Annotated in this window: 10 protein-coding genes; 4 read left to right on the top strand and 6 right to left on the bottom strand. The window is 56.3% G+C overall.

Annotation, left to right across the window (positions count from 1 at the left end):
• Positions 1 to 219 (bottom strand): response regulator (locus tag ACW73I_RS22785; protein WP_458031803.1); only part of this gene is annotated, 219 nt, incomplete at its 3' end.
• A gap of 168 nt (positions 220 to 387) precedes the next feature.
• Between ACW73I_RS22785 and ACW73I_RS22780 the strand changes: the two genes are divergently transcribed.
• From ACW73I_RS22780 to ACW73I_RS22765, 4 genes are all read left to right on the top strand, one after another.
• Complete coding sequence (locus ACW73I_RS22780) at positions 388 to 1,533, top strand: methyltransferase family protein (RefSeq protein ID WP_458031802.1); 1,146 nt, start codon at positions 388 to 390, stop codon at positions 1,531 to 1,533.
• 24 nt (positions 1,534 to 1,557) lie between these two features.
• The gene (locus tag ACW73I_RS22775) at positions 1,558 to 1,899 is read left to right on the top strand and encodes a hypothetical protein (protein WP_458031801.1); all 342 of its coding nucleotides are present in this window, start codon (positions 1,558 to 1,560) and stop codon (positions 1,897 to 1,899) included.
• Between the two features lie 64 nt (positions 1,900 to 1,963).
• A complete protein-coding gene (locus ACW73I_RS22770) occupies positions 1,964 to 2,338 on the top strand; it encodes a VOC family protein (RefSeq protein ID WP_458031800.1) in 375 nt (124 codons plus the stop codon).
• Positions 2,339 to 2,383: 45 nt separating this feature from the next.
• On the top strand, positions 2,384 to 3,064 hold the full coding sequence (locus ACW73I_RS22765) for a helix-turn-helix transcriptional regulator (RefSeq protein WP_458031799.1): 681 nt from the start codon (positions 2,384 to 2,386) through the stop codon (positions 3,062 to 3,064).
• A gap of 13 nt (positions 3,065 to 3,077) precedes the next feature.
• On the opposite strand, the gene blaOXA is transcribed toward ACW73I_RS22765, so the two are convergent.
• The 5 genes from blaOXA to ACW73I_RS22740 all read right to left on the bottom strand — a co-directional run bounded on the left by blaOXA (position 3,078) and on the right by ACW73I_RS22740 (position 5,990).
• Positions 3,078 to 3,863, bottom strand: a complete 786-nt coding sequence (blaOXA, locus tag ACW73I_RS22760; protein WP_458031798.1) for a class D beta-lactamase — start codon at positions 3,861 to 3,863, stop codon at positions 3,078 to 3,080.
• 222 nt (positions 3,864 to 4,085) lie between these two features.
• Positions 4,086 to 4,625, bottom strand: coding sequence for an SRPBCC family protein (locus tag ACW73I_RS22755; RefSeq protein ID WP_458031797.1), 540 nt, complete (start codon positions 4,623 to 4,625; stop codon positions 4,086 to 4,088).
• Between the two features lie 24 nt (positions 4,626 to 4,649).
• Entirely contained in the window at positions 4,650 to 5,006 is a 357-nt protein-coding gene (locus ACW73I_RS22750; RefSeq protein WP_458031796.1) for a YciI family protein, read from the bottom strand.
• 64 nt (positions 5,007 to 5,070) lie between these two features.
• Positions 5,071 to 5,469 carry a VOC family protein gene (locus ACW73I_RS22745; RefSeq protein ID WP_458031795.1) on the bottom strand — a complete coding sequence of 133 codons (399 nt, stop codon included), beginning with the start codon at positions 5,467 to 5,469 and terminating at the stop codon, positions 5,071 to 5,073.
• Positions 5,470 to 5,504: 35 nt separating this feature from the next.
• A complete protein-coding gene (locus tag ACW73I_RS22740) occupies positions 5,505 to 5,990 on the bottom strand; it encodes a VOC family protein (RefSeq protein ID WP_458031794.1) in 486 nt (161 codons plus the stop codon).
• Between the last annotated feature and the right edge of the window lie 157 nt (positions 5,991 to 6,147).

Below are 6,147 nucleotides of genomic sequence, written 5' to 3'. Positions count from 1 at the left end.
TGTGCTCCGCAGCCGCCGGCACAGTGCCAGGCCGTCTTCACCGGGCAGCATCAAATCGAGCACGATCAGGTCGAAGCGGGCCGTTTCCAGCAGTTTGTGCATCGCGTGCCCGTCGGCCGCCGCGTCCACCCTGAACGCGTGCCGGGTCAGAAAGGCCGTCAGCAACTGTCGGAGCTCGCGATCATCGTCGACGATTAGAATATGAGGAGACTGGACCATGATGATTGATTATGCCGACCTTCCCTCGCTGGCGAGGAAAAGTTTTGTAACAGAGTGTTACAAAACAGGGATTTGAAACCCAGCGTAACAAAAATCACGGGTTGTTGAAACCGTTCGGTTACACAAGACGTTTAGGCTAGAGCCCATCAAGAACGGAGGACAGCAATCATGGCGACTAAACCAAAACCCTTTTCGAATCACAATCCCGCAAACCTGCTAAAACCGGCATCCTTATTCTATATTGCCATTGGCTTGGAAATTCTGTTTATGATCAGTCCGGCAGCGCTCTATTTCTACTCGCTTTATGGCCCGGCCTTGAACTTCCTCGACCAATGGTCCGGCACGGCCTGGCTTAGTCAGTTTTTTTTGCCGCATATTTCCACGACCCGAAGTGCCGTACTCAACGCGCTCCCCAAGGTTGGCGGAGCCAGCCTAGTGATAGGGACAATCGTGTTTGTGACCTCTGCCATTCAGATTTATAACGCCAAATTCCGCCGTCTAGGACTGGTTACCAATGGGCTTTATCGTTACAGCCGGCATCCGCAATACGTCGGATTGGCGTTGCTTGGTCTGGGCGCCCTGTTGCTTTGGCCGCGTTTTCTGGTGTTGATCGCCTATGTGCTGATGCTTTTTCTATACCGGTCGCTGGCGGCTTCGGAAGAACGTCGCTGCGAAGCCGGTTTCGGTAATCGTTACCGGGAGTACGAAAATCAGACCGATCGGTTTCTACCTGTGTTTCCGCCTTGGAAGTCATTCGCGGCTATCGGAATAACGCAGCCGTCCGTTCAGCCCCGTCGTTCCTGGTTAGTGCACACCATCGCCACCCTCATGGTTTGTCTGGCGATGGCCTTCGGATTACGCGAATATTCGCTGGCTAACATTACGGCCCATTATCAGGCCCGGGCGGCCGTGCTTTCGCCCGCGCTGCTAAGCGACCATGAATTGCTGGCGTCTTATCGCACCGCGCTGAATGAGCCCGGTATCCGGCAAATCATGTCCAGCGACACTGAAACGCCGCTGTTGATCCATGTGGTGCCCGAGGCATGGCACCTGGCCGATTTGCCGCTGGAGGCCGAGTCGGTGCACGGTGGTCACGACACCCCGGAGAACTTCGACCGGCGCTACTATAAGGTGCTGTTCAGCCGAGTCCGCAGCCACCAAGCCCATGCAGCGGGGAAAGCGATCCTTCGTTCCGCGTACGGTATCCAACCCTTGCGCTTGGTAAGCGTCGATATAAGAACCGGTACCATTACCGCCGCCGTTACGCCACCGGCGCATGTACGCTGGGGCGATATTTCGACGCCGTTGTTTTAATCGTAATAGCCAAGGAGATACGAAATGAATTTTCAACAATTCATGCGGTTCGCCGCTACGGCGGCGCTCGGGATTCCGGTGTTAGGCTGCGCCGATTATTCCTTTCACGACAAGACCGCAAGCGAGAGTGTTGAACTCATCAAGATTACCGGAAACGGGCAAAACGTTTCCGTCTTTCCTCCCGGCTTGTTCGATCTAGTGTTTAATTCAGGCACCCGGCCAAACCGTTGCCAGCGTATGCCGGCATCGGGTTGTTTGGAAAACCGGATTTGCCCAGCCTTGCCGACCACGTCCGACAAAGGCACTGTGCCGAAGCTGCGCGTGTTAGGGAATTTGAAAAAATCGCTAACGTACAAACACTACTGACACCACGCTGTCAGGATGGTTGCCGTATCCTAAGTACTCCTTTTAATATTCAACGGAGATTAACATGAACAATAATGTAGCCACCTGGTTCGAACTGCCGGTCACGGACATGCAGCGCGCCAAAAACTTTTATCGGAACGTCCTGCAAGCGGACTTCAAAGATGAGGAGATGCATAACATGCAGCTGGCAATTTTCAATGCCGAACCGGGTTCCGTGAGCGGCATGCTGGTGTTGAGCGAACAATACCAGCCCAGCCAATCCGGGGCCGTGGTGTATTTCAATGGCGGCGAGGACTTGAGCGATCCGCTGGAACGGGCGCTACAACTTGGCGGCAGCCTGGTGGTGCCGAAAACGCCGATCCACGACGGCGAATGCGGCTACTTCGCGCTATTTTTGGATAGCGAAGGCAACCGGGTCGGTTTATATTCACCCGCTTAAATTTTCAACGAGGGGCGGCTTTCTGGCCGCCCGCATTACTATACAATGCGACGCGCCGACCGACTCTTTCAAATCGTCCAACTCCTGCGCAATAAACGCCTGGTCACGGCCAAAATGCTGGCAGAGCGCCTGGAGGTATCCGAGCGCACGATTTACCGGGACATTCAGGATCTGAGCTTGTCGGGCGTACCTGTCGAGGGTGAAGCCGGCGTCGGCTATCGCCTGCGGCATACGGTCGACATTCCGCCCATCATGTTCGGTGCCGACGAAATCCAGGCTCTGGTGGTCGGCGCGCGCATGGTTAAAACCTGGGCCGGCACCGAACTGGGTTATTCGGCCCAATCGGCGCTGGACAAAATCAGCGCGGTGATTCCGTCCGAACTGCAGGGTAAGATTGAAAACAGCAAGCTGTTCGCGCTGCGTTTCGGCCCGCGCCCCGATTTGGACGTCAATCTGGACGTTTGCCGCAAGGCGATCGATGAAAAACGCCTGCTAAAACTGCATTATTGCCGCGCCGACGGCGAACTGAGCCTGCGCCGCATCCGCCCTTTAGGCCTTTACTTCTGGGGTAGCGTCTGGACCTTGGTCGGCTGGTGCGAGTTGCGCGACGATTTCCGCAACTTCCGCGTGGACAGGATTCAAAGCATGGAACCCGAAAGCACCACCTTTACCGATTCCGCAGGGCAAACGCTGGAGGATTTTGTCAGGCGCATGACGCAGAGCTGATCGCCGGCGACACTCAGTCGAGCACATCCAAGGCTTTCAGGCTGGCCTTGCCCAGTGCTATGCGTTTGGCTAATGCGTCTTGCTGCTCGATATCGATGTTCAAAGCAAAACTGTAGACATGACCTTGTTTTTCTACCCATCCAACCCACCAGCCTATACCCGGTTCGGAGGCGTCGACCCAGCCGGTCTTGCCGTAAAGAGTCCAGCCGTCGCCTCGCTCCATCCGGATGATGTCGCGGACTTGTTCCTGCACATCTTGAGGAAACGACAACTCGCCTTGAGCCAAACGGGCGAGAAAAGCCGTTTGTTCCACGGCGCTGATTTTCAGCGGACCACGCAGCCAAAACCGATCGACCACCTCGCCGACTTCACCGTTGCCATAGCCCAGCGCGGCGACGCCATCGCGCATTCGCGTTAGGCCGACACGCCGGGCCAATTCCTGATATATGGGCACATTGGAGATTTTGATCGCGTCGCGCAAGCCCATATCGCGCTCCCACGCCTTGAATGGCTGCGGCTTACCGCCGTAAGGCAGGACTTCGTCGACATCCTTGACCGCACCGGCCGAAAGCCCGATCAGACTATTGGCGATTTTGAAGGTCGATCCCGGTACCAAGCGAGTCTCGGCCCTGACACGATCATGCCCGATAAAAGTCTTCGCTTCGGCGTCATACAAAACGAAGGTCCCCTGCACGCCCTCGCCGGCAAACAGCTTGCCGATGGCCGGGCTATCCCGCCAATCGAGGGCATGGGTTTGCCGGCAGATCATCAGCAAGAAGGCCACGAATAGATATTTCATGTTTTAGATTTCCGTTTAAAACTGGTTTAAGGTCCATTATATCGGCTCACAGACCGGAGTAGCCTGCCGGACTTACGAACGCTCGACCGGCTAAACCCGAAAATTCCCGGCCTTCCGGACTGCGCATCACAGCATCGACCGCACCCCGTAAACAGGCCTCTGCTCTCGGTCGAAGTCACCCCAGGCAAAACATTTCATCGCGCCTCCCCGGTTTGTTTCGGCTCAGGCGCCGCTGTTTTTTTCCGCAAGCGACTTCAAGGCGGCCAGACCATCCTCGAATTTGCCGCCTATCATCTTGTCCATACTGAACACCAGGCTCATCAATTTGGAAATGTACGGGTTGGGGCCGAAAATGGCTTGAGTGACACGGGTAACGCCGTCCTCGGCTTGCAGGATAAACTCCAGGGTATTTTGGGCCGGGAAGGGTTTGATGAAGTCCATGCGGATCGTTATGCGGGTGGGGGCCACCGACTCCAGAATCTCCATGCGTCCCTGACCGATTTCCCGGTTGCCCTCCCATTCGTAAATGGCACCCGGCCCGCTAGGCGCGCCGCTGTAGTTGCGCTTCATGCCGGGATCGATCTTTTCCCAGGCCGACCAGCTTTGCATGCTGTGCAGATCGTTGATCAGCGGGAAAATCGTTTCCGGCGCCGCCTTGATGACGACAGCGCGCTGGACCCGGAAGCTGTCGGGTTGGGCGGCCGCATAGATCAGCACGATGACGAGCAGCACGGCTAAGACGATAATAATGGTTTTGATCATGGTTTTTCCTCTAGGTGGGCGGGCTTAATCGCCCGGCAAGCCGGGAAGCTCTATCACGGGTCTGACTTCGACCGTGCCTTTGCGCACCATCGGTATCCGTGCGGCGATGCCGATGGCTTCGTCCAGATCCCGAGCCTCGATCAGATAATAGCCACCCAACTGTTCACGGGTTTCGGCAAACGGGCCGTCGGTGACGAAACGCTTGCCGTCGCGCACCCGGACGCTGGTTGCCGATGCTGCGGCTTGCAAGGGACTGGCGTCCAGATATTGCCCCTTCGCCTTTAGTTCGTGCGCCAGTTGGGTGGATTCTGCGTAACACGCCTCGCGCTCGCTCTCCGCCAACCGTTGTTCTTCAAAGTAAATCAACAACATGTATTTCATTATCTGCTCTCGTGCAAGCTGGGATCAGCGGATTTTCGGACGATATACGCCGCCGCACCGCACATCAGCCGCAATGCTGAACATAGGTGATGATGCTGATCACGGCGCCTTGCGGATCTTGCAGCACGCAGAAACGCCCTACCTGCGGGATGTCCTGCGGCGGCAAACAAATTTTCCCGCCGAGCTCCACGGCCAGCTTTGCGGTGGCGTCGACATCGTCGACCGTGACGTAAACGCCCCACTGCGGCGCCATGCCTTCGGCGGCGGCCGGTATCTTCATCATGCCGCCGCTCGGCTCGCCAGCGTATTTCACCAGGGTGTATTCCATTTCCGGGGTCGATATCGGCGCGGGCTCCAGCGTCCAATTGAACAGCTTGCCGTAAAATTGTTTGGCGGCACCGGTATCGGTGGTCAATAGTTCGCACCAACTAAAGGCGCCATGTGTGTTACAGGGTTGGTTCATGATTTTTCTCCTTTGCGCGAGTGGTTTGCAGTTTGTCAGTTGCCGCGCGCCTGATTCGCGGCGAAAAAAGCTTCCATCCGGCCTTGAAATTCGCTTGGATCGATATCTTCCACATGAGTGGCGATCAGCCAATGGTGGCCGAAGGGATCGATCAGCGAGCCCATGCGGTCACCCCAAAACTGATTTTCGACCGGCATGGTTTGCTTGGCGCCCGCGGCGATAGCCTGAGAAAACACCGCATCGGCATCGCTCACATACAAATGCAGCTTGACGCTACTGCCGCCCAAGGTTTGCGGAGACTTTGAGTTTGGATTCGGATATTCGTCCGACAGCATGAAGTTTGACTCGCCGATCTTGAATTCGGCATGCCCCACTTTGCCGTCCGGCATATGTAGGCGTAAACCTTCTTTCGCGCCGAAGGCCGTTTTATAAAACGCCAGCGCCGCGTCGGCGTCATGAACCGTCAGATAGGGCGTGACGGTATGGCAACCGTCCGGAATAGGTTTGATTCGAGTGGTCATAATATCCTCCTGTTTGTGGAAAATGTTTTGTATGCCTAAGCTCAACCGCGAACCGCCGCCTCGATTGCCGCGATGTCGATCTTTTTCATCTGCATCATCGCCTCGAACGCGCGCTTGGCGGCAGCCGGATCGGGACCGCTGATCGCGCCGGTCAAAG

Source organism: Methylomonas sp. MgM2 (assembly GCF_054172045.1).
The sequence above is the reverse complement of the archived record's forward strand: the minus strand, read 5'-3'. Positions and strand labels throughout refer to the sequence as shown.